Origin of the sequence: Pseudomonas syringae group sp. 243L2 (assembly GCF_032587875.1) — a bacterium.
Taxonomy (GTDB): Bacteria; Pseudomonadota; Gammaproteobacteria; order Pseudomonadales; family Pseudomonadaceae; genus Aquipseudomonas; species Aquipseudomonas amygdali.
In genome coordinates this window covers 1-1,466 of record NZ_JAWHPL010000033.1, presented here as the reverse complement: position 1 = coordinate 1,466, position 1,466 = coordinate 1, and the positions used below count along the sequence as shown (strand labels likewise).

The following is a 1,466-nucleotide window of genomic DNA, read 5'->3' as shown; positions in this document are numbered from 1 at the left end:
CCCAGCGGATGGGCAGCCACGGGGAGGGCTCGAAGTTGCCAGGGCCTCGGTTGCTAATGGTTTTCCAGAGGGTGGGGAGTTGGGATTGCCAGTAGGCGGTGGACATGGTTCCGGGGGCGTAGGGGGTTTCAACGCCTTTCGCTTTCTCGGCAGTTTCGTACCAGTCCATAAATGCTTTGTCCCGATCCCAGTAGAAAGCCCAAAGCTTGCCTAGATCGGTATCTTTGCTCTGGTTGTCCTCGGGCTCGTTTGTCGCATAGGGACGAATATATCGATCTACCCTGTCAGAGCGGGTGACCAGCAGGCCTGTCATGCTTTCAAATACCGTTGGTACTACTTGAGTATTTTTCTGCAGGCCAAGAGTGCCACGTTTGCGATATATGTTCCGCGTGACGTCCCCGTCCTCGCTTGCGATCAGTGCTTGCGGAACTTTAGGATTAGCCTCAAAAAACTGAAACAGGCGCTCGATCATGTTTTGTGCGTAGTTGGTGCTCTCATCGTTTTGCCAGAGAAGCTGGGTGACACCTAAGGTCGCTGCATTCCGGCCAGAGTTGATCAGGTTCGCTGCACGGTAGGGCTTTTCGTAAGGGTTCGGAGGGCCTAAAGCAAAGGCTGGAATTGGCCAATAGGCTACTGACCCTCCTGCGGAATGCTGAAAAGCCACCCGAGTATTAATATCCGCTGTAGTTTCTCGCGAGCTCAATGATGGGTTATAGGCTTTAGAGTCCGACGGAAATATCGATGAGAAATTGTTGCTTTTTTTAGCAATTTCTCGCCAGACAGACGATTGATGCCAGTCATTGACTGCAAGGCCTACGCCTCGTATTTCTAGTGAGTATGTTCGTGCTTGCGCAACCTGTTGTTCTGTATTTTTAGCAGTAATCTCGGATTTATAAGCCGCCAGTTCGCGCTTTTCATTAGCAATAGCTTTGCCCCACCAATGCCCGCTGTAGCTGAGCAGAACCGCACCTAGAATTCCTGCAATACTCCAGCGCATTACCGAATGTATGTTACGCAATTCCATATCGTTTTCCTGTGCTTCCCTTGCATGGTCTGATCACAAATAAAACCCCTAGACCACTCGCACATTCATGGCGTGGCTGGCCACACCCTGGCAGCCGCACGCCAGCCGATGGCCGTGCAGGACCACCGGGATGCCGTTCAGCTTTCGGGTGGGGTGGCCTTCGATAAAGGCGAATTCTCCTGAATGAAGCGGGCAGGTTGCTTTGTCGCCCAGTACGGCCGGAGGCTTGCCGTTGAGGGTGTGAGTGCCTGCCAGTTGGCAGGACACCACTCGGCCACCACTGCTGGTGGCGTCGCCCAGGCAGACGGGGTAACTCACTCTGCAGGTGCCCCGCCGGTTGGCGAGCCGAAGGTAAACGGATCTGCGCTGCGGTTCTGGCTGTTCTTCGCTTTACGGGCTTCATCGGGCGGGCGGACCATTTGTACGGTCAGGCTGCCATCGG

Annotated in this window: 1 protein-coding gene and 1 pseudogene; both read right to left on the bottom strand. The window is 54.4% G+C overall.

Going from position 1 to position 1,466, the window contains the following annotated elements; translation table 11 throughout:
- Positions 1-1,042, bottom strand: a pseudogene (locus tag RYB66_RS22420) (DUF2875 family protein); the annotation flags it as partial.
- Between the two features lie 30 nt (positions 1,043-1,072).
- Entirely contained in the window at positions 1,073-1,342 is a 270-nt protein-coding gene (locus RYB66_RS22415) for a PAAR domain-containing protein (protein WP_003350919.1), read from the bottom strand.
- Positions 1,343-1,466 lie beyond the last annotated feature (124 nt).